The 22,579-nt window shown below is 47.1% G+C and carries 15 protein-coding genes and 1 tRNA gene; 14 read left to right on the top strand and 2 right to left on the bottom strand.

Annotated features, from left to right (window positions below; all coding sequences use genetic code 11):
* Positions 1-19 precede the first annotated feature (19 nt).
* The 10 genes from J2Z28_RS03250 (at position 20) to J2Z28_RS03205 (ending at position 16,306) form a co-directional block, all read left to right on the top strand.
* Positions 20-985, top strand: coding sequence for an AAA family ATPase (locus J2Z28_RS03250; protein WP_017689647.1), 966 nt, complete (start codon positions 20-22; stop codon positions 983-985).
* Between the two features lie 4 nt (positions 986-989).
* Positions 990-2,105 (top strand): DUF58 domain-containing protein, encoded by a 1,116-nt coding sequence (locus tag J2Z28_RS03245; RefSeq protein WP_211081162.1) that lies wholly within the window; start codon positions 990-992, stop codon positions 2,103-2,105.
* Positions 2,102-3,415, top strand: a complete 1,314-nt coding sequence (locus J2Z28_RS03240) for a DUF4129 domain-containing protein (RefSeq protein ID WP_211081161.1) — start codon at positions 2,102-2,104, stop codon at positions 3,413-3,415. The genes J2Z28_RS03245 and J2Z28_RS03240 overlap by 4 nt, the downstream gene beginning before the upstream one ends.
* A gap of 83 nt (positions 3,416-3,498) precedes the next feature.
* Entirely contained in the window at positions 3,499-4,455 is a 957-nt protein-coding gene (locus J2Z28_RS03235) for an aldolase catalytic domain-containing protein (RefSeq protein WP_047842252.1), read from the top strand.
* Positions 4,456-4,744: 289 nt separating this feature from the next.
* Entirely contained in the window at positions 4,745-6,871 is a 2,127-nt protein-coding gene (locus tag J2Z28_RS03230; RefSeq protein WP_211081160.1) for a bifunctional diguanylate cyclase/phosphodiesterase, read from the top strand.
* Positions 6,872-6,995: 124 nt separating this feature from the next.
* Positions 6,996-7,066: transfer RNA gene (locus J2Z28_RS03225), tRNA-Gly, on the top strand.
* A 519-nt stretch (positions 7,067-7,585) separates the two neighbouring features.
* Complete coding sequence (gene abc-f, locus J2Z28_RS03220) at positions 7,586-9,478, top strand: ribosomal protection-like ABC-F family protein (protein ID WP_211081159.1); 1,893 nt, start codon at positions 7,586-7,588, stop codon at positions 9,476-9,478.
* Between the two features lie 410 nt (positions 9,479-9,888).
* Positions 9,889-10,923 carry a phenylalanine--tRNA ligase subunit alpha gene (pheS, locus tag J2Z28_RS03215; protein ID WP_047842255.1) on the top strand — a complete coding sequence of 345 codons (1,035 nt, stop codon included), beginning with the start codon at positions 9,889-9,891 and terminating at the stop codon, positions 10,921-10,923.
* Positions 10,924-11,005: 82 nt separating this feature from the next.
* Positions 11,006-13,459, top strand: a complete 2,454-nt coding sequence (pheT, locus tag J2Z28_RS03210) for a phenylalanine--tRNA ligase subunit beta (protein WP_211081158.1) — start codon at positions 11,006-11,008, stop codon at positions 13,457-13,459.
* Positions 13,460-13,597: 138 nt separating this feature from the next.
* Positions 13,598-16,306 carry a cell division protein ZapA gene (locus tag J2Z28_RS03205; RefSeq protein WP_211081157.1) on the top strand — a complete coding sequence of 903 codons (2,709 nt, stop codon included), beginning with the start codon at positions 13,598-13,600 and terminating at the stop codon, positions 16,304-16,306.
* 103 nt (positions 16,307-16,409) lie between these two features.
* Here J2Z28_RS03205 and J2Z28_RS03200 read toward each other — a convergent pair whose 3' ends face one another.
* Both J2Z28_RS03200 and J2Z28_RS03195 read right to left on the bottom strand, forming a co-directional pair.
* A complete protein-coding gene (locus J2Z28_RS03200) occupies positions 16,410-16,802 on the bottom strand; it encodes a cupredoxin domain-containing protein (protein ID WP_211081156.1) in 393 nt (130 codons plus the stop codon).
* A 220-nt stretch (positions 16,803-17,022) separates the two neighbouring features.
* The gene (locus J2Z28_RS03195) at positions 17,023-17,382 is read right to left on the bottom strand and encodes a phage holin family protein (protein ID WP_017689637.1); all 360 of its coding nucleotides are present in this window, start codon (positions 17,380-17,382) and stop codon (positions 17,023-17,025) included.
* A gap of 188 nt (positions 17,383-17,570) precedes the next feature.
* On the opposite strand from J2Z28_RS03195, the gene J2Z28_RS03190 reads away from it, so the two are divergent.
* From J2Z28_RS03190 to J2Z28_RS03175, 4 genes are all read left to right on the top strand, one after another.
* Entirely contained in the window at positions 17,571-19,937 is a 2,367-nt protein-coding gene (locus tag J2Z28_RS03190) for an endonuclease MutS2 (RefSeq protein WP_211081155.1), read from the top strand.
* A gap of 71 nt (positions 19,938-20,008) precedes the next feature.
* Positions 20,009-20,428, top strand: a complete 420-nt coding sequence (locus tag J2Z28_RS03185) for a DUF350 domain-containing protein (RefSeq protein ID WP_223868827.1) — start codon at positions 20,009-20,011, stop codon at positions 20,426-20,428.
* Between the two features lie 120 nt (positions 20,429-20,548).
* Positions 20,549-21,112 carry a hypothetical protein gene (locus J2Z28_RS03180; RefSeq protein WP_211081154.1) on the top strand — a complete coding sequence of 188 codons (564 nt, stop codon included), beginning with the start codon at positions 20,549-20,551 and terminating at the stop codon, positions 21,110-21,112.
* A gap of 129 nt (positions 21,113-21,241) precedes the next feature.
* On the top strand, positions 21,242-22,456 hold the full coding sequence (locus tag J2Z28_RS03175) for an MFS transporter (protein ID WP_211081153.1): 1,215 nt from the start codon (positions 21,242-21,244) through the stop codon (positions 22,454-22,456).
* Positions 22,457-22,579 lie beyond the last annotated feature (123 nt).

Here is a 22,579-nt window from a genome sequence, read left to right as displayed (position 1 = left end):
ACGGAAGGATGAGATGCAGATGGAAATCCAAGGAATGGAACGAATGAATCAACAACTGATGGATCACGTGGGAAAAGTGATTGTGGGAAAAGAGCATACGATAGAGCTGGTAATGACAGCGATCATAGCGTCAGGACATGTGCTGCTGGAGGATGTACCGGGTACTGGAAAAACGATGCTTGCCAAATCGGTAGCCTCTTCATTGGACTGCACATTCCAACGGATACAGTTTACACCGGACTTGCTACCCTCTGACTTAACAGGAATTCATTTTTTTAATCAAAAAGAAGGGGATTTTGAATTCCGACCCGGCCCCTTGTTTGCCAATCTTGTACTAGCCGATGAGATTAACCGGGCTACACCGCGTACACAATCAAGCTTGCTGGAGTGTATGGAAGAGCGCCAGATCAGTATCGACGGTTCAACGAGACAGCTGGAACGGCCATTCATCGTTATCGCCACCCAGAATCCTGTAGATAACCAGGGAACTTTTCCGCTACCAGAAGCGCAGATGGATCGTTTTATGATGAAAATTCGCATGGGTTATCCAAGCAGTGAAGAGAGTGTAGAAATTTTGAGACGTACGGTAGCCAGTCGTTCTGTTGATGATCTCTCAGCAGTGATCAGTCGTGAAGAACTTTTGAAGGCGCAGGATACGTATAAAACAGTGCAGATCAACGAAGATCTGCTACGATATATCATTCAGTTAACCGAAGCGACAAGGCAACATCCCGAGCTCTCGCTTGGCGTAAGTCCACGAGGGGCTCAGGCATTACTCAAGGCAAGTCAGGCATGGGCTGCACTGCATGGCAGAGACTTTGTTTTGCCTGATGATATTAAAGTACTGGCGGAACCTGTGCTGGCCCACCGACTTGTGTTTCGTAACCGGATCAGACAACAAGAGGGCTTGGCGGAGCGTATCATCCAGGAACTTCTGAATCAGACAGAAGTGCCTACGGAGAATCTCGCTACAAGCGGGCGTTAATCTTATGGCATTATTATGGCTTGTCCTTGTTGGAGGCATTGTCGTTGTTATACATGGTGTGTGGTTTGGACGACCTGCACTGCGAAAACTCAAGTACAGCAGACAATTCAGTAAGCTGCGTTGTTACGCTGGAGATGAACTTGAGATGGTAGAGACGATATCGAATGAGAAACGAGTCTCCGTGCCGTGGCTCAGACTTGAATCGATGATGCCAGTGTCGTTTGTATTTCGTTCCGGTTCAGGTATGGATATTAGTCAAGGCGAGATCTATCAGAACCATAAGAGTATTTTTACGTTAAAACCGTTTACTCGTATTACGCGCAAGCATCCTTTTACATGTACTCAGCGTGGGATTTATCCATTAAATACAGCAACGATGACAGGTGGGGATCTCTTTGGCGTGTGGCGTTCCACCAAACCGGTTCCTTTGCAAATGTCTATGATCGTGTATCCTTCATTAGTGAATGCAGAGGATCTTCCTGCAATTTATCAGGTATGGCAGGGAGAAGTGGAAGTATCACGATGGATCGTTGAAGATCCTTTCTTGATCCTGGGTGTTCGGCCTTATGGTGCAGGCGACCCCATGAATCGTATTCACTGGAAAGCGAGTGCACGTACAGGTGAATTACAAGTCTACAAGCAGGGATGGACGGCTGATCCGCAATCCTGGATTGTAGTCAATATTCAGGAATCTGCAGATATGTGGAGTGTTGTTACTCGACCGGAAAAGATTGAGCGGGCACTTCGTTACGCTGCCACGGCTGCAGTGGATGCCATCGGTAGAGGGTTGCCGGCAGGCTTCGCCCATAATGGTTATCATGTGGGTGGAGGCCGCGATACACTTCGGATTGAGCCGGATTATGGCACCCCGCATCTGGAACGGTTACTGGAAGCTATGGCTGAGACAGAGTTGAAATGCATGGTGCCCATGGAGCAATTCCTGAATGATGAAGTACGTCTGAATGAAGAAGCACAGCAAATCCGCAGCTATCTGCTGATTACATCCTATGTATCTGCCGCTATGGAGCACGAGATTGCACGTCTGCACGAACAAGGACATCGTGTAACGATTCTCCCGGTAGAGGACGTGAAGGGTAATACGAAGGCGGTGAGTGCATGAGGAACAGACCGGGAGCGATGACCAAAGGACTCATAGCAATGCTTGCCGTCTTGATGGCGGGCATATACCTTTTTCCGATATTTACGCTTGCTTCATTCTACGCAATGGAACATTTGCCGTACACATTATTCATCCTGGTTGTTCTTGTAGGTTGGTTGGGACAGTTTATTCAGCATAAAATTCCAGGTTTTAGCGAGAAGAGTACATTCATCCGTGGAGTAACGGCACTCGTCATGGGATTTCTTTTCGCACTCGTTGTTGGGATGAGCCTTATTCTCCCTTTGCCGGATATCATCACTTTGGTACTGTGTGGAGTCATCTCGGCTTATGCAGGTCTAACCTTCCAGCCAGTCTTTCATTCTGTGTTGTTATGGCGCTTGCAGATTATGGGTGTAATCTGTGCGATCGTGCTTATGATTGCTTCGAATTCGTTGGAATTCATGCAGCCGATACGAACCTATACTCTATGGATCTATATTGCCGGAGTGATCAGCTTTGCCTTTTGGTTGGTTGGACGATATATGCTGCAACTGGATCAGGCAATACTCAATGACGGCAAGAGAAGATTGGTATTAAGAGATTTTGCACGTGCGAATCATCAGCGGTTCATGTGGATGTTTATTGTTATCGTCGCGATTGGTGCTTTCCCAAGTCTGGCTGCCTGGCTGGGACCGCTACGTGATCGCTTGCTCGCATGGATCAGGGGATGGTTTGGTCCGATTTCCGGCGAGGAGCCACGATTACCAATGGACAACCCCAATCAGCAGTTAAATATACCGAATGACTGGAGAGAGCCGCCATCCGAGCCCTCAGTCTTCTGGAACATCCTTGGATGGGTAGTGATGTGTGCTGTAGCAGGAGCAATCCTGTGGCTGCTTCTGAGGTTGGGACAAAAAACGATAAACAGACTTATGGATCGATTCAAGGGGATGTTACAACCAGGTGAAAAGAAGGCAGAACCACGGACGGAGTATATCGATGTCAGTGAGACGCTTGATGCGCCAGCAAAAGTCCGAAAGAATTGGTTTCCCAAGAAAGAGGCGCCCCCTGCACAGGATGCCGAACGTGTTCGGTATTACTATCGGACTTGGATTGAAAGAGCAGCTCATCGAGGAGTGGAAATACAGGGGACGCATACTCCGCTGGAGGCTGCACAGACCATTATTCAGAATGGTGTGAAGGTAGAAGAAGATGAGCTGTCTGCGAGACTGCCAGATACGTATAATGCCATTCGTTATGGAGAGAAAACTCCCGATCGTTCCGATATGGTTGAGATTGACCGAATCTGGAGATCTTATCGAAGTAAATAAGTCCGGAATCCCTTTACTTTTCTTGTCACGTTCAAGTATCATGAGAGGAATACACAAGTTGGTCAGAAAAGGAGCAGACATTAATGAAGACAAATCATTGCAAAATTGTAGATTGTACGATCCGTGATGGCGGATTGGTGAATAATTGGGACTTTAGCGTGGACTTTGTTCAACAGCTATATGCTGGATTGAATGAAGCTGGCGTTGATTATATGGAAATTGGATATAAGAACTCTCCGAAGTTACTGAAAGGTGCCGAGGAAGCAGGACCATGGCGTTTCCTGAACGATGATTTCCTGCGTAAAGTTATTCCTCAAAAAGGAAATACCAAACTGTCTGCACTGGTTGACGTTGGACGTGTGGACGAAAATGATATCTTGCCTCGCAGTGAGAGCATGCTGGATCTGATCCGGGTTGCCTGCTACAGCAAAGATGTAGACAAGGCACTTGCACTGGTTCAAACATTCCATGATCGTGGATATGAAACTACACTTAATATTATGGCACTCTCCAATGTTATGGAGAATGAATTGCTGGAAGCATTTGAATTGATCAAAGAAAGCGCTGTGGATGTTGTTTACATTGTAGACTCCTACGGTAGCTTGGACCATAATGATGTGAAATATCTGGTAGAGAAGTTCAAGACTCACTTGCCTAACAAACGTCTTGGTGTTCACACACATAATAATATGCAACTTGCGTTTTCTAACACATTGGTTGCGGCAGAACTTGGCGTTGAACTGCTTGATGCTTCTGTGTATGGTATGGGCCGTGCTGCTGGAAACTGTCCAACCGAATTGCTCGTAGCTCATCTGAAAGGAACAAAATACAATCTGCGTCCAGTACTTGGTGTATTGGAACAGTTGATGGTTCCGCTCAGAGAAAAAGAAGAATGGGGTTACATTCTGCCTTACATGATTACAGGCGCGTTGGACGAGCATCCACGTTCAGCAATGGCGATTCGCTCATCGGAAGACAAGGATAAGGTTGTTGATTTTTATGATAAATTAACAACACCAGAAGTGAATTTTGATAAGTAATATAGTCTGAAATACAGTTGTAAAATAGGAAAACATGGACTCTAACTGGAGATCCATGTTTTTTTAGTTCTTAATGCCTTGTTTTTCTATATATTTGTGAATAAATATTCCTAGGAGTAACTATTTTTTAGTTCACGTATACAAAATTAAATGTTATTATGTACCAGATAGCATGTGTATGCATGTGAATTGAACGTTGGTTAATATGTTTTTTGTCGAATCGTGTAGTAAGTTGTTGAGTTTGGTTAATGTAATTCAGGATAGGTGATCCCGGGAAGGAAAACACGGCATGAAGGTTAATCTGCAAGATCAGAGAAAAATAAGTTGGGTCGCTGTGGGCGGCTTATTATGTTTCCTCGCAAGTCAATGGTTTCGTTCTTCTTCAAGCTCTGATCTGATCATATCGGGTTACCCGGTTTTGACACTCTTGGGTGGATTTGCTGCGGTAGCGGCTTGTATCGGCATCTATAATCAAAGCTGGTTGTTTCGGACACAGAAGCTAACGCTTCGGAGGACATTATTGACAACACTCTTTTTATTGATTGGTCTGTTTGAACTGGTTCATATCGTTTCATTTGCAGAAGAGATTCCAAATGGAGCCATGATGGAATCGGAGTTCTCCTTAATGATGTCAACCATGGGATCTTTGGTATGTTCCGTAGGTTTACTGCTCATGTATACCTTAAATGAGAAAGAATTTGCATTACCACGCAAATTCTTACTTTTAAGTGGGACATTGGGTACCTTTGTTATTTTGTACATACTGGCTATTCAGGAATGGAGCATGTTGCCGAGTATGCTTGATGGGGAAGTGCTTGGTGGTATCTTCACCCGAGTTCATCTTATGGTTGGATTGCTCTATGGCATTATTGCAGTTCTTTTGTTTGGACAATGGAAAAAAACCAAAGATGGTGATTTACCAACCATTCTATGTGGCATTCTGTGTTTCTTTTTTGGTGAATGTTATTTTGTTTCAGCAACTGGGGTGAACGATCTCAATCTGTTATTAGGATTGCTGAGTAATTGTATGGCATATTTTTTCATCCAAAAAGGGCTGTATACGTCCGTAGTGGACACACCTTTCCTGCAACAGCAGGTCGCGGAAGCCAAGATGAACTATATTGCTCATCATGATGATGTAACTGGACTTCCAAACCGCCGTCGCCTTTCACAGCAGCTGAAAAAGATGATGGATGATGCCGTGGTGCAGGAACAGCTTGTTGGTGTATTGGTCCTGAATATTAATCGGTTCAAGACCATTAATGATTCGCTTGGACAGCAAGCAGCTAACCGTGTTTTGCGTCAGGTAGGTCAACGACTGAAACAATTGTCCCTTCCAGGAGAAGAAGTTTTTGGATTGGGAAGAGATGAGTTTGCATTAACGATGACAGATTTCAGTTCAACCGATACAGCGTTGCGTCGGACAAGATCCATTTTGCAACTTTTTGAGAAGCCCGTCTTGGTTGATGGCAATGAGTATCATCTGACACTTGGAATCGGGATGGCCATTTTCCCACATGATGGGGAGTCACCACTGGAGATTATTCAGAATGCCGATACGGCTTTGCACAGTGCTAAGGAACAAGGAATGGAACTGAATCGTTTTGCCCATGCGATGCAGATGAAGGCACAGGAGCGTTTGCAGCTTGAGAATGATCTGCGCAAGGCATTGGATCGAGGTCAGTTCTACCTGGTCTACCAGCCGCAGGTTAATCTGCAAAGTGGGCTAGTCGTTGGCATGGAAGCCTTGGTGCGTTGGCAGCATCCGCAGCGAGGCTCGGTATCTCCGGCGGACTTTATTCCTCTGGCAGAAGAGAGTGGGCTCATTGTGCCACTTGGAGAATGGGTGCTTCGTGAAGCGTGTGCACAGAACAAACAGTGGCAGGAAGCCGGTTATCGTAAACTGTGTGTTTCGGTGAATCTGTCGATGAGACAATTCAGGCACTCCCATTTGTTGGACAATATCAATGGCATTCTCAAAGAGACGGGACTAGAGCCTGTATGGCTTGAACTGGAGATTACAGAGAGCATGACATTTGATAAAGACCGGTCATTCGAACAGTTGCGCAAAATCAAAGAAATTGGTGTGCATATCAGTATTGATGATTTTGGAACGGGATACAGCTCGTTGCACTATCTGAAGGATCTGCCGATTGATCGGCTCAAGATTGACCGTTCATTCGTGAATGAAGTCATGGAGGACAGCAATAACGCTGCGATCGTATCTACCATCACTTCAATGGCGCATCATTTACAACTGAAAGTCACAGCTGAGGGCGTGGAGAACGAAGATCAGATGGTCTTTCTTCGCAATCAACACTGTCACGAGGCCCAGGGTTATTTCTTCAGCAAACCGATTAAAGCCGCTGAATTTGAAAAGCAGTTTTTGAGAGATGTGGATAAGCCTACAGGGTAGGGAACAGCGGGGGCGCGAGGGTGCTCCTGCTTTTTTTGATGGATGTGTAATGAAAAAAATGGAAAAAATGACTTGCATGCTATAGAGGGTCATGGTATATTATTATTTGTAAATCTTCAATCATGCGGGTGTAGTTCAATGGTAGAACTTTAGCCTTCCAAGCTAATAGCGTGGGTTCGATTCCCATCACCCGCTTAACGAAGCAGTACCGAAGCCCTTGCGATGCAGGGGCTTTTTCTATTACCCTAAAAGAAATCCCGTGGTAACAGCGATCAGAAGGTTGCTTTGTCATCGGAGTTGCGAATAAGTAAGTATTCTTTAGTTTAATGTATATACCCTTTGCTTTTTTACAATGATCTGGTACAATAACGGAGAAATTGATACTACACATGAATGAGAGGTAACCATACGTCCCATGAAGTAAAACACATGAATTGAACCCCAGTTAACTGCAGACGGTTTTATGACGCAGTCAGCCAGAGCGGCTGAGCAATGAGGGGATTCGTGTGTCCAAATTCAGCTATGGGAAAAGGTATGGAACAAGTAAGCCTTGAAGGTTTACGTGTACCCTGTATTTTGGGTTTCTTTGTTCATGCCGTAGCTTACCTTAGATCTGTCTTTGAATGCTTGATCCAACCCTGAATTGCCAAACCGCCGGCTGATGCCAGCGGTTTTTTTTGTTCAGCAAAAAGGATGCAGGAAGGATGAGGCCTCATGATGACATTGGTACGCTTACATGAAGTATCAAAAGAGTGGAACGGTATTGAATTGTTTAGAGGATTGAATTTGGAGATTAATGAGGGCGAACGACTCGCCATTTTGGGTCGCAACGGATGCGGCAAGACAACGTTGTTACGTACCATTTTGGGTGAGGAGCATGGTGGTGGACGGATTGAACGTCATATCCCGCAGCAGGAATGGGGGTTCATGCGCCAGCGCTCGGAGATTGAGACCGGGATGAATGTACTGGATGCGGTCCGGCGTGAGAGCGGTCAGATCTATGAAGTGAAACGGAACTTGGAAGAACTGGAACAACGGTTGAGCATGAGCACTGAAGCGGATGAAGAGCTGCTTGCAGCTTATACACTAGTGATGGAGCAATATGAACAGTTGAACGGTTATATGTGGGAGACTGAGGTAGAGAAAGTACTGACCCGCCTTGGATTATCCGCAGAGCATTGGAATAGACCCTATCATTCCTTGAGCGGTGGACAAAAAACAAAGGCTCGTTTGGCGGGGCTACTTGTCAGCAAACCCAAGTTCCTGATCCTGGATGAACCGACGAATCATCTGGATGAGGGAAGCATGCGCTGGCTGGAAGAGTGGTTATCCTCATATGAAGGTACGCTGTTATTTGTATCACATGATCGTACGTTTATTGATCAGGTAGCAACAGGAGTCATTGAGTTCAGTCCAGATGCCCTGACCAAATACAAGGGCGGATACTCCGACTACAAGATCCACAAAGAGCGTGAATTACGCGAACAGGAAACGATCTACCGCAGGCAGGAATTGGAACGTAAGGCGCTGGAAGAAACGATTCGAAATTATCAGGAATGGTTCCATAAAGCCCATAATTCGGCGACCGATGTAGAGGTGAAGATCACCCAGAGCTTCTACAAGGCCAAAGCCAACAAAAATATTTCACGTTACCATGCGAAACAAAAACAGCTGGAGCGTTTGGAGCGGGAACGGGTGGATAAACCTCGTGAAGCCGCAAAGTTGAACATGGAATTACAGATGAATCCACTGGCTGCACGCCAGCTGCTTGCGCTGGAAGAGGTGAGTTTTTCATATACGGGAGACAAATCATTGCTTCGCAATCTTCGAATTACTGTGGAACGCGGAGATCGGCTTGCTGTACGGGGCCCTAATGGAACGGGCAAGACAACACTGCTGAAGTTGATGATTGGTGAACTGGAACCTTCGCAAGGCAAGGTCACACGGCATCCGCAACTGAAAATCGGTTACTTTTCACAGGAGCTGGAAGGGCTTCCCGAAAATCTGACGCTGCTGGACAGCTTGCTTACCCTTCCATCCATGACACAAAGTGCGGCACGTACCATTCTGGGATGTTTCCTATTTTCCAGAGATGATGTGTTCAAGCGCATTGGGGATTTGAGCATGGGGGAAAAGTGCAGAGTGGCATTTCTGAGGCTGTATTTTGGCGGAGCGAATCTGCTGGTGCTGGACGAACCGACGAATTATCTGGACATTGATACCCAGGAAGTCATGGAAAATGTATTAAAACAGGCTTCAGGTGCTTTGGTGCTTGTATCCCATGACCGGATGCTGACGAAGTCACTCGCGAATCGGTTATGCGATCTGGAGCCTGGTGGCACAGCAACTCTGTTTGAAGGAGGTGTGTCGGATTGGGAGCAGTCCAGCAAACTTCGGGAGGTGGCGCTGGAGACCCGGGAATCCGATGACGAGCGGTTACGATTGGAGATGCGACTATCGGAGTTGCTGTCTCCTGTGAGCACTGCTGGAAAAGACAGTCTGACACAGCCCGAGCATTCGAATGAGCGAGCAGACGAGGCAGCTGAGATTCGTGAAATCCAGCAGCGCCTGAAACAATTGAAAGATAAGGGTGCAAGCATAAATTAGAATATGGACGGCTTGCTATTTCGATCTATTTTGCATATAATTATGAACGATCATCGATGATTACATCGATATGGGTAAACTAAGCAAACGTGATGATGGAGATAAGTAAGCAGTGCCTCTGGACAGGGAGGAAGCGCCGTAGATTGAGAGCGTTTCTGTAGAACAAGGCTGCCGAAATTCACTCCGAAGCGGTTCCCTGAACCTGTATGTGTGCAGACACAGAGGCAACAGTAGGGGCAAACGGTTAACGGTCGTTATTCCGTACAAAGTGAGACAGAACCGGTTGCAGGCCAGAAGGGCCACGCAGCAATGGATGTCTAACAAGGGTGGTACCACGGTCTTTTCGTCCCTTCAGGGGAGAGAAGGCCTTTTTTTGTTGCAAAAACACCACAAAAAGGGGGCAATTACACATGAAAGAACGTTTAGAGGCATTGAAGATCGAAGCGCTGGAGCAGTTGTCTGGTGTGAATGATCCGCAGACGCTCAGTGATCTGCGTGTGAAGTATTTGGGGAAAAAGGGTGCATTGACTGAAATTTTGCGTGGTATGGGTGCACTTAGTGCGGAGGAACGTCCAGTTATTGGTCAAGTAGCCAATGATGTTCGAGCTGCCATTGAGGAGGTCATCGACAGCAAGCAGGATCAGTTCCAGAAGGAAGAGACGGCGAAGCGTCTGCAATCCGAGAAAATTGATGTGACTCTGCCAGGACGTCGTGGACGTCAAGGCGGACTGCATCCACTGACCAAAGTGGTACAGGAGATTGAAGATATTTTCATCGGTATGGGATACCGCGTAGCGGAAGGTCCTGAAGTCGAAATGGATTATTACAACTTTGAAGCATTGAATCTGCCGAAGAATCACCCGGCGCGCGATATGCAGGATTCTTTCTATGTTACCGAAGACTTGTTGATGCGTACCCATACATCTCCGGTTCAAGTACGTACCATGCAGAGCATGAAGGGCGAAGTGCCTGTCAAAGTCATCTGCCCAGGTAAAGTATACCGCCGTGATGACGACGATGCGACACACTCTTTCCAATTCAACCAGGTTGAAGGATTGGTCATCAGCGAAAACATTCGTATGAGCGATCTGAAAGGAACCCTGCTGCAATTCGTGCGCGAAATGTTCGGTTCCCACACAGAAATTCGTCTGCGTCCAAGTTTCTTCCCGTTCACAGAGCCAAGTGCGGAAGTGGATGTAACCTGTGTACAATGTGGCGGCAGCGGCTGTCGCGTATGTAAGCAAACAGGCTGGCTTGAAATTTTGGGCGGCGGTATGGTTCACCCGAAAGTACTGGAAATGGGTGGATACGATCCGGAGAAATACAGTGGTTTTGCATTTGGAATGGGCGTAGAACGTATTGCGATGCTGAAGTATGGTGTCGATGATATCCGTCACTTCTACAATAGTGATCTGACCTTCCTGAAGCAATTTGGACGACTGTAACTTTTAGTCAAGAAAGATTAACCATATAGAGCAAGCGAATGAACCGGGAACACCAATTTATAGATGAAGGAAGTGAACGTCCATGAGAGTATCGACAGATTGGCTGTCTGATTATATTTCCCTTGAAGGTGTGACGCCACAGGAATTGGCTGAGAAAATCACCCGTGCGGGTGTCGAAATTGATGTAGTGGAGAACCGCAACAAGGGCGTCAATAAAGTTGTTGTAGGTTATGTGAAGAGCAAGGAGAAACACCCGGATGCAGACAAACTGAATGTATGTGTCATCGATGCTGGTCAGGAAGAAGATCTGCAGATCGTGTGTGGTGCGAAAAATGTGGATGCAGGCCAAAAAGTAGTCGTAGCCCTGGTTGGAGCAAAGCTCCCTGGTGGATTGGATATCAAAAAAGCCAAACTGCGCGGTGTTGTATCCCTTGGCATGATCTGTTCCGCCAAAGAGCTGGGCATGAACGATAAATTGTTGCCGAAAGATCAGCAGGAAGGTATTCTCGTTCTGCCGGAACAAACAGAGGTTGGCACGCCAATCAGTCAGGTTCTTGGTCTTGACGATCATGTTCTTGAACTGGACCTGACACCGAACCGTTCCGACTGTCTCAGCATGCGTGGTGCAGCTTATGAAGTGGGTGCCATTCTGGGTCGTGAAGTGAAGCTGCCAAGTCCCAAAGACCAACTGGTTGAAATTGGTGATGCAGCCGCGAATCATATCTCTGTAGAGATCAAGGCACAGGAGCAATGCATTCACTATGCAGCTCGTTATGTAACTGGCATTAAGCTGGGTGCTTCCCCGCTGTGGATGCAAAACCGTCTCATGGCGGCAGGTGTTCGCCCAATCAATAACATCGTTGATATCACGAACTATGTCATGTTGGAATATGGTCAACCGCTACATGCATTCGATGCGGATAAACTGGAAAAGGGCCATATTGAAGTGCGGATGGCCAACGAAGGCGAAACGATTGTTACGCTGGATGGACAGGAGCGCAAGCTGGAGCCGCACATGTTGCTCATCACGGACGGCGTGAAACCTGTAGCCATCGCTGGGGTTATGGGTGGCGAGAATTCCGAGGTATCGGAAGGCACGGTGAATCTGCTCTTGGAGTCCGCCAAGTTCGACGGCGGAACCGTTCGGAAAACGTCGCGCCAACTGGGGCTGCGTTCCGAAGCAAGCATGCGTTTTGAGAAGGAAGTAGACCCGGGTGCGGTGATTACGGCTTTGGATCGTGCGGCTGAACTGATTCAGCGTTATGCTGAAGGTGAAGTGCACCAGGGAATCGTGGAAGCTGGAGCAGAAGCTGCGGAGAAACGTGTAATTCAATTGTCGCTGGATCGATTGAACCGTTATCTGGGAACCGATCTGTCTTTGCTTGAGGTAAAAACCATCTTCGCTCGCTTGCACTTTGCATGTGGTGATGCTGATCAAGGATTGCTGGATGTGGAAGTACCAACACGCAGAGGGGATATTACGCTCGACGTAGACTTGTTTGAAGAGATTGCACGCCTGTATGGATACGACAACATTCCAACCGCATGGATTGAAGGACCGACGACTCCAGGGGCATATACACGCTCTCAAGCAATGCGCCGCACGATTCGTGGATTGCTCTCAGGCAGTGGCTGGCAGGAAATGATCAGTTACTCCTTTGTACACCCGGATAAAGCGACCCTGTTCCCGGCGTTGACACAAGGAAGTAAAGCCGTGAAACTTGCGATGCCTATGAGTGAGGATCGCAGTGTGCTTCGTACGAGTATTTTGCCGCAAATGCTGGATGCAGCGGTGTATAACATGAACCGTAAACAGGATTCACTGGCTGTATTTGAAGTGGGCAATGTGTTCTTCACTGAAGAAGATCAGTTGACCAAGCAACCACATGAGATTCCGGTACTGGGCTTGCTGCTCACCGGTAATCGTGCAAGCCAGCAGTGGAATGTTGGAGCGGGGAAAGTAGACTTCTTCGATCTGAAAGGTGCGCTTGAGCATCTGTTCGCCTATGTGGGGCTTGAACAACGCATTCGCTTGGTAGCAAACAGCCCTGAAGGATTCCATCCGGGACGTTCCGCATCGGTTTACCTGGAAGGTAAGGATGGCGGGGAAGGCACATTGATCGGTACATTGGGTCAATTGCATCCGGAACTGCAACAGCAGTATGATCTGAATGATGTGTACATCGCAGAGATTGCACTTGAATCGATCTACAGCGAAGCAGACGCTGACATTCGTTATCGTGAGCTTCCGCGTTTCCCAGCCATGGAACGTGATATCGCGGTTGTTGTGAATGAGGATATTGAAGCTGGAGATATGCTGCGCGCCATTCGTGAATCGGCGGGTGAATGGTTACAAAACGTACAGGTATTCGATGTGTTTACTGGCAGTAAACTGGGTGAAAACAAGAAGAGCGTGGCGATGGCACTGGTATACCGGAATCGTGAACGTACACTCACCGATGAGGAAGTTACTGAAGTTCATGCCCGTGTAGTGGCTCGTCTGGAAGAGCAATTCGGAGCGGAATTGCGTAAATAGGACAAAAGAAGATTTTTTGAACAAAGATTAGCAGGAATTGTTTGAAGTCACATCGAATCCTTAGCATTAGAGGATCGATGTGACTTTTTTGTGATTACAGCTTAGAATCAACATACAGACTTGAAGGAGGGCACAACTGTGACTACACCTGATCGTACACGCGTCACCGTAGAGATCTACGGGACTTCCTATAAACTGGTTGGCAGCAGTGCCGACTATATGAAACAAGTAGCTAACCTGGTAGATGAGCGTATGGGCGCAATCTCCAAGCAAAATTCCCGTCTGGATACTCCGCGTATTGCGGTACTGGCGGCTGTACATATGGCTGAACAGTCTCTTCAGACTCAGGAAATCCGTAATGAACTGAAGATGCTTACTGGAGAACGTACAGAACTGAGAAACGAATTGAATCGGTTAAACGCCATACAAAATGAACATCAACAAGAATTGGAACGGCGTGACCAGGCTCTTGCTGATTTGCAACAGCTGAAGATTGAAGCAGAGCAGGCGTTGCAAAAGTCCGAATCGGACAAAAATTCAGAGATAGCCAAGTTGAATAAGCTGCTGGAGCAAGAACGCGCTCAAGCAACGGAGCGAGTGCAAAAATTACAGGCCCAAGCGACGGCACAACTGAAGGAAGCAGAAGCCAAGGGAACGAAACAGCTGAAGGAAATGGAAGAGAAAGCGGCTAACCAGCTTAAAAATGCACAGGCACAGGCTGCTTCCCAGCTCAAAGAAGCTCAGAACCGTTCTGCAGCTGAATTGCAGCAGGCGCAGGCCAAAGCTGCGGCGCAATATAAAGAGTTGCAGGACAAGACTGCAGCTCAATTAAAAGAAGCCGAAAGCCGTGCCGTTGCAGAACGTCAACAGATTGAAGCCAAGGCTGCGCAGCAGGTTCAGACAGCCAAGGAAGAAGCCGAGTCGGCCATTTTGTCCGAGTTGGAGCAGGCAGAGAGCAATCTGAAGAAAGCTCAGGAAGAGGCAGCGCTGCAATATAACGAACTTCAGCAACAGATGGAACTTCGTCTTCAACAGGCTGAAGAAAAAGCGCTGCAACAGACACAAGAGCTCACGGATCAGGCGAATCAGGAACGGGCTGCCTTACAGGAACAAGCGGAGCAGAAGCGCCTGACTGAGATAAATCAGTTGAATGCGGAGTTCAAGGTGTTATCCGAGCAGTTAGAACTCGAATGGATGGAGAAAGAAGCAGCCCTCGAGGAACAATTGCAGCAAGCCAAGGAAGCAGCAGCGTCCCAGGCGAAAGAAGCCGCAGCGGCGGCAGAGGCCTTATTGCAAGATGAACAGGGCAAGCTCAAACAGCAACTTGAGGAACAACGTAAACAGGCGGAGACTCGACTATTAGATGTCGAAGAACAATTAGAAGAAGTGATGACCCAGCTCATCAGTGCACAGGACATGGTTGCAGAGCAAGAACAGCAGCTTCAGCACGAGCGTGGTCAATTGGAATCGTTACGTCATGAGCATGGGGTCCGTAAACAGGAGCAGGAAGTTCAGACTCGCCGAATTACGGAACTGGAGCAACAACTGGAGCAGTTGAAAGAGGACCGTTCCCAGTTGCAGGAGCTTCTGCGTGAAACGGAACAGGCTGCCCAGCAATCCCGTGATCTACAGGAACAATGGAAGCAGAAGTATAATGAAACTGTGGATAGAGAAACCTCTCTCGCAGCACAGCTACGCAAACTTCAGGAGCAACATGCACAGCTTGAACAGGAAGCCCAAAAGCTTCGTGAGGCTGAAGTGAAGTCGGAAGAGGAACAGCGCAGACTGCAAAAAGTGCTTGAACAGGCTCATGCTGCGGTGCGTACATTGCAGAATGAGATCGGCACGCTTACGGAACGTGAGCAGTCCTTGAAGGATCTTGCTGAGCAGCGATTGGCTGAGATCGGATACCTGGAGAATCAGATTCTTGAAGTTGCTGAACAAAATGAAACGTTGGAGTCTGGTGTGCAATCCCTTCATGATGAATTGTCCGTGGTGAAGGAAGAGTCTCGTTTCAACCACGAAGAGGCTGTGCAATACCAGAAGGATGCAGAGCTTTTGGAAGAGAAACGCAATCAGCTTGAAGTTGAGCTCAATGTTGTTCGGGAAGAGCTGAACCGACTTCAGGATAACTATAAACAAATCCGTAATGATTACAGTGATGCATTACAACGGGAAGAGAATTACAGTTCCAAGCTGGATGAATTGAGCAAGGAGAAACAAGAGATTGTGAACGCACTTGAAGAAGCGAGACAGTCTTCAGCTAAACTTTCCGAGCGTTACTCGGAGCAAGAGAGCCGGCTAGCCCAGACTGAGGAAGAAGCGTTGGAGTGGCAGATCAAACACGAAGAACTGTCAGCCAAACAGGCCGAGTTGGCATCCCGTCTGGAGCAGTTGACGAGACGTGAAGAAGAACTTCGCTCAAGCGTTGAACAAGCAGAGCAGAACGACCAGGTGTGGCAACGCCGTGCAGATGAATGGGCGACTCAGGAACAATCCTGGCAGGAACGCTGGGCTGCACTTGAGAATGAACTGACGGTTTGGAAGAGAGAAAGTGCGGCAAGTAGTGAGTTGCTGGAGGGACTGGAGCAAGAACGACAGCAGCTGGACCAGTTACGTGCAGAAGCGACCCAAGAGAAAGAGATCATGGAAACTGAACTGCTTGAGATGGGGGAGCGTTACGAACTAGCGGCCAATCAATTACGTTTGTTACAGGTTGAACGTGAAATGGAGCAGGAGAAGGCAGAGCAGCTGAACACGGAATATCGTCAGTTGCATGATGAATATACGAAATTGCAGACGGAATATAACGAATGGATTGAATTGATTGAACAGGACCAGACCTAGCGGAATGAATGCAGCAGAACTGGCTCGTGGGCAACGTACTCTGTACAATTTGTTATACTAAAGAAGGAGCTCCCGTCGCTGCGGGGGCTCCTTGTCTTGAATACTATTCTTCAACGATAATTTTGGAGATCATGCTGCTGTGTCCTGAACCACAGAAGACAGAACAGGACATTTCAAACTCACCAACTTTGTCCGGGGTTATGACTTTGGAGTTATTACTGATATCTAGTCGAAGATTCAGTTCAGGCACAAGCATACCGTGATTTCCGTTTTCATTTTCATAAACAATGTTGACCGGAACGCCTTTTTTAAGATGATACTCAGGTTGATCGAATTCATAGTTACTCGCCTTGATGACCAATTCTTCGCTGGCTGTAACTCCAGCATCAGCATCGGATCCATTGCTGCCAGATTCTGCGGACTGTTTCGCCCCTCCACATGCAGTGAGGACCAGAATTAACATACAGGCAGCGAGCCATGTTATGCCTTTCTTCATCATGTGCCTCCTTAAAGCGTGATATGGATAAAATTTGAATGATTGCTCCAGTCATCATACCGCAATATGTGGATGCCTGTACACGCTGCGTATGTCGTTTTTTTGAAAATTGCACGTGTACGGCAGAGCGTGCGTACTGCCCGAATGAAATAAACCCCTTCCGGCACAGGGCCTTCAGAGGTTTAGGAGAATTCATGGGGACGTTAAGGTGAAGTGGAGATTAACTTTTGGAGCTTCGTCCGGCATCAAAAGGGGTGGATACCGGGATGAAGAGATCGATAATCCCGATAACCAGCGCAGCGAGTATGGCACCGAGCAGGCTGACTTCAACATGATCTACAACATATTGACCAAGCCAAATCACCAGTGCACTAACGATGAATCCGACAATACCGCGACCAAACGGGTTGACTCTTTTGCCGAAGATACCTTCAACGATCCAGCCGAGCAGGGCAATGACAAGAGCAAGCAACAGGGCGCTCCAGAAGCCACCAACGGCGAATCCGGGAACGATCCAGCTAACCACCATTAATACAATTGCAGCGATGATAAATCGCACGACATGTCCCAGGAAATTCATGGTGTTTACCTCCTTTTATTCGGATTGAACTGAGCAGGGCAACTCCAAGGGGGATGGAGAGGTTGCACAATCCTGACACCTGTAGTTTGTGGTGTTATGGTTGAAGTTATGTGTGGAAGGATTCGTTAAATAGCGCAAGAAAGTTTCTTTCGTTATAATACAGATATAGTTTGGAAGGAGTTGTACACTTGGACACGAAAATTTTACACACACTGGAATATCGCAAAATTTTAAATACATTGCTTAGCTTTGCCCAGACGACCATGGGAAAAAAGAAAGCGGAGCAACTTGAACCAAGCAGTGAACTTGAAGAAGTGAAGCGGTTGCTGCAGCAAACCGATGAAGCCTTCACATTTGATCGCCTGAAAGGCTCACCATCGTTTGGGGGAATTGTAGATATTACGGCTTCCATCAAACGTGCTGAAATTGGAGGCACACTTAACCCTCACGAACTTTTGGGAATATCCAATACAACCTTTGCGGCGCGGCGATTGAAACGTCAGATTGGTACTTTGCATGAAGATGAGCCCATCGAATCATTATTCTATATCAGTGATCAACTGTCAGAGCAAAAAACGCTTGAGGATGCCATCAAAATCTGTATTGACGATAATGCAGAGGTTGCCGACAGTGCAAGCGTAACGTTGGCGCAGATTCGTCGTGAGCTGCGAGGCGGAGAAGCGCGGATTCGCGAAAAACTCGATTCCATGATTCGATCCTCTACCGTATCCAAGATGCTTCAGGATCAGCTCATCACCATCAGAGGAGACCGTTTTGTTATCCCGGTGAAAGCTGAATATCGTTCGTACTTTGGCGGGATTGTGCACGATCAATCCGGTTCGGGTGCCACATTGTTCATTGAGCCGGAATCGATTGTCGCAATGAACAACAAATTACGCGAGACCCGGATTCGGGAAGAACGCGAAATAGAAATTATTTTGCAGAAATTGACGGCACTTGTCAGTGAGCAGGGAGAGTGGCTGTTGTATGATGTCGACTTGCTGGGATCACTTGATTTTATCTTTGCCAAAGCACGTCTGGCTCGCGAACTGAAAGCAACATTGCCTCGCATGAATGACCGCGGGTTCCTGAAGCTCAAGAAAGGCCGTCACCCACTGATTCCGATTGAAAACGTGGTTCCAATTGACATAGAGCTGGGCAATGATTACACATCCATTATCGTGACAGGTCCGAATACGGGTGGTAAGACGGTAACGCTCAAAACGATTGGATTGCTGAGCCTGATGGCAATGTCCGGTTTATTTGTTCCGGCTGAGGATGGCAGTCAGTTATGTGTATTTGATGCGATCTATGCAGACATTGGGGACGAGCAGAGTATCGAGCAGAATCTGAGTACTTTCTCCAGTCATATGACCAACATCATTCGCATTCTGAAAAACATGACACCAAAAAGTTTGGTATTACTCGATGAACTTGGCGCAGGGACAGATCCGGCTGAAGGTTCCGCGCTGGCGATCTCCATGCTGGAGCATATGCACCGGACGGGATGTCGCATGGTTGCAACCACTCACTACAGTGAACTGAAAGCATACGCATATGAGCGTAAAGGTGTCATTAATGCCAGCATGGAATTTGACATCAACACACTGAGTCCAACTTATCGCCTTCTGGTGGGTGTACCTGGACGAAGTAATGCATTTGCCATTGCAGAGCGACTGGGACTGCCGGGTTACATTCTCGACTACGCCCGTGGCGAAGTGAAGGAAGAGGATCAACGGATTGAGCACATGATTGCTTCTCTTGAAGAGAACCGTCTTACGGCTGAACAAGAGCGTGAGAAGGCAGAGAGCTTGCGCCAGGATATGGAGAAATTACGCAGTCGTCATCAGACTGAACTGGAGAAGCTGGAACAGCAGCGTGATCGCCGGATTGAAAAAGCAGAAGAAGATGCACGCAGCATTGTGGACAAGGCTCGCACGGAAGCGGAGAAGATTATAGCAGATCTTCGCCTGTTGGCTATGGAAGAAGGTGCTTCCGTGAAGGAGCACAAACTCATTGCTGCCCGCAAACAGCTGGACGAGGCTGAACCGGAGAAACGCAGGAAAACGGTCAAGAAGACGGCATCAGCGCCGAAGACTCGTGCCATCGGTCCTGGTGATGAAGTGCTTGTCTACAGTTTGAATCAAAAAGGCCATGTTGTAGAGATGTCGGGCAGCAAAGACGCTATGGTACAACTGGGGATTATGAAAATGAAAGTATCCCTGGATGACCTGGAATTGCAGCAATCGGCTCCCGCAGCCAAACCAAAACAAAAACCGGTAACAGGTATGAAACGTACACGTGATGACAATGTGAAAAGTGAATTGGATCTGCGTGGTACCAACCTGGAAGAAGCCCTGATGGAGACAGATCAATTCATTGATGAAGCTTTCCTTGCCAACCTGGGCCAAGTTTATATTATTCACGGTAAAGGTACAGGAATTTTACGTTCCGGTATTCAGGATTACCTGCGTAAGCATAAACATATTAAAAGCTACCGGCTGGGCAATTACGGAGAAGGCGGGAACGGTGTGACCGTCGCAGAATTGGAATAGCCGGTCCATGAATCAATGATATTCTGCGACCTTATTCATGAAGGTCGCAGATGGGGAGAGGGGAACGGTGCGTGATAGAAAGCATTGACCAATTGCTGTCTCATCCCTTGGGGATGGTACTCGGTTTTTTCTCGGTAGCGATTATGGAGCTGCTTGTATTTCTGGCTTGCTTCGAACTGGTGACCAAGTATAAATGCTGGACGGAGATCAAGAAGGGCAATGTGGCCGTTGCGATGGCTACAGGAGGTAAGATCTTCGGGATCTGCAACGTATTGCGGTTCTGCATACAAGCGAAATCTTCGGTATATGAAGCCATGACGTGGTCATTTGTAGGGTTTATCCTTCTGCTCATTGCCTATTTTTTATTCGAATTCCTGACACCCGTGTTCTCCATTGATAAGGAGATCGAAGCGGATAACCGAGCTGTCGGGTTGATATCCATGATTATTTCCGTCTCGTTGTCGTTTGTTATTGGCGCGAGCATTATCTAGGGGGACCAGTCATGAAGATATTGATACGGATTCTGTTTGCGGCATCGATTGTATTCTTTGCCATCGGTATCATCTATGTAATGAATACATGATTATATGAAAGAGAAAGGTTGATTCAATATGGAAACAACAGTATGTCCTTGGTGTCAGACGGAGATTGTATGGGATGAGGAGCTGGGTCCTGAAGAAGAGTGTCCTTATTGCCACAATGAGTTAAAAGGATATCGTACGCTCAACATTAACATCGATGATGAAGAGAACGATGAAGCTGAGGACGATATCTATGATGTAGATGATGTAAACGAGAAACAGACTACGGATCTTTCAGATCTTTGGGGGGATGAAGTCGAACTCAAATTGCCGGAGTTGCGAACGTTAACCAAATACGCAGATGAAGGTAATGACCTCATTCAGTATGAGCAAGGTGTCCAGAAGCAACTTGATCATCAGGAAGAAGTACCGGAGTGCCCGAATTGCCGGGAATTCATGATTCTCGCAGGTACACAAGATGCAACACAGGATAACTTCACGCCAGTTGCTAACGCTGCTTCAGGTGAAGGGTCACTATTGTCAACACCGTTTAAAGTATTGACCTATGTATGCTCGGGATGTTTCCAAGTTCAATACAGTCTGTCTGAGGAAGATCGTCTGCGTCTGATCAAGAACCTGAGTACGCAGAAATAAACATTTCGGAGATTCTAACCAATTTCATAGCAATCCTGAAGATTCATCATGTTTTCCTCTTGCTTGGGGCACGTTAACCCTAAGACCTACCTGTACATAGTTCACTTCAGGTGGATGAAGGAGGAGCAGATGAAGATTACTTTAGGCCGACAATCCATTCTGCTTTTGGGCGTGAATGGATTGTTTGCGTTAGCCGGAGCGCTGTCGGGAACCTTTTTGAATGTGTTTCTGTGGAAAAGCCGTCCGGATTATGCCATGTTGGGATGGTTCACTCTCAGCCAGCAACTGGCCATTGGACTGACATTCTGGCTTGCTGGCAAATGGGTCAAGGAACACAATAAAATGAGTGCACTACGACTAGGTACTGCGCTGTCCGGCATATTTTATATGATCGTCCTCTGGGCTGGTTCCAAAGCTGTAGACTGGATATGGCCTCTGGGTATGCTACTAGGTTGTTCCTTGGGGCTATTCTGGATTGCATTTAATGTTGTGTATTTTGAAATAACGGATCGGGAAAACAGGGATCTATTCAATGGCTGGGTCGGGTTACTTGGTTCGATGACAGGAATTATAGGTCCATGGTTCTCCGGTCTGATTATTACTCGCATGACAGACAACACAGGATATCGGCTCATCTTCACAGTATCACTCGTTATTTATGTCATAGCGGTAGTTTTTAGTTTTTTTCTGAAAAAAAGAAAGGTGAGCGGTACATACCGCTGGTCGGAACCTTGGATACAGCTATCCAAGCGGGATAGTCCCTGGAGGACCTTAGGCTTGGGTTTATTCGCTCAGGGTGCACGTGAAGGTGTCTTTGCCTTCCTGATTGCACTGCTTGTATATTTGGCTACCGCACAGGAGTACAAATTGGGGCAGTTCTCACTCATCACCTCAGCTGTGGCACTTGTAAGCTATTGGGCAGCGGGAAAATGGTTTAAACCGCAGTATAGATCGAGAGGTATGTTCATCGGAGCCCTCATTCTGCTCGTTGTGCTTCTTCCTCTTCTCTGGAAAGTGACCTATGGTACGTTGTTAATCATGGGGATTGGGAGTGCTGTTGCGATGCCGTTATATGTACTACCGATGATATCAGCGGGATTCGACATGATGGGCACGAGTGGCGAAAATGTGGAAAAAAGGGTTGAACTTGTCGTTTTGAGAGAGTTATGCCTGATGCTCGGCAGGCTTTTTGGATTGGCCATATTTATAGTGACGGTTATGAATGCTCCATCTCTACGCATGTTAACCTGGCTTATTATTGTCCTCGGTGCTTCTCCGCTAATTGGATGGATCTTTATGCGCAAATTATTGAATCGAACGGAAGGGCAAGAGCCCTCGGCTTAGCAAGATTCCAAATCTATAGGTTTTCGTAACCAAAAGGGTACAGATCCGGGAAAGAGATAACTTTCCTTGGACTGTACCCTTCATTATTTATAACTCATACATAGCTCATTTACAGCTCAAATC

Origin of the sequence: Paenibacillus xylanexedens (assembly GCF_017874615.1) — a bacterium.
GTDB classification, from domain to species: domain Bacteria; phylum Bacillota; class Bacilli; order Paenibacillales; family Paenibacillaceae; genus Paenibacillus; species Paenibacillus xylanexedens.
The sequence above is the reverse complement of the archived record's forward strand: the minus strand, read 5'-3'. Positions and strand labels throughout refer to the sequence as shown.